Origin of the sequence: Tepidimonas charontis (assembly GCF_007556685.1) — a bacterium.
GTDB classification, from domain to species: Bacteria; Pseudomonadota; Gammaproteobacteria; order Burkholderiales; family Burkholderiaceae_C; genus Tepidimonas; species Tepidimonas charontis.
In genome coordinates this window covers 1-518 of sequence record NZ_VJON01000124.1, presented here as the reverse complement: position 1 = coordinate 518, position 518 = coordinate 1, and the positions used below count along the sequence as shown (strand labels likewise).

The following is a 518-nucleotide window of genomic DNA, read 5'->3' as shown; positions in this document are numbered from 1 at the left end:
AAAATATACAGCCGATAAGCGTGGGTGTTTGAAGGCGATTGCCAAGTTCTTTGGAACTAGTGCTTAGCACTTTAAACACTCATGAGAATAGAAGTGAAGTTCACTTCAATTCCGTTTTTATGAGTAATGCGTGGCAGCGATGTCATGCGAAAAATTCAAGATCGAACTGTAGAGTTTGATCCTGGCTCAGATTGAACGCTGGCGGCATGCCTTACACATGCAAGTCGAACGGTAACAGGGAGCAACCTGTGACGAGTGGCGAACGGGTGAGTAATGTATCGGAACGTGCCCAGTCGTGGGGGATAACTGCTCGAAAGCGGATTAATACCGCATACGACCTGAGGGTGAAAGCGGGGGATCGCAAGACCTCGCGCGATTGGAGCGGCCGATATCAGATTAGCTAGTTGGTGGGATAAAAGCTTACCAAGCCGACGATCTGTAGCTGGTCTGAGAGGACGACCAGCCACACTGGGACTGAGACACGGCCCAGACTCCTACGGGAGGCAGCAGCTGTCTCT

1 rRNA gene is annotated in these 518 nt (G+C 50.8%); it reads left to right on the top strand.

Features of this window, described 5'->3' with window-relative positions:
- Window positions 1–163: 163 nt before the first annotated feature.
- Window positions 164–518 (top strand): 16S ribosomal RNA (locus tag Tchar_RS13875); the annotation flags it as partial.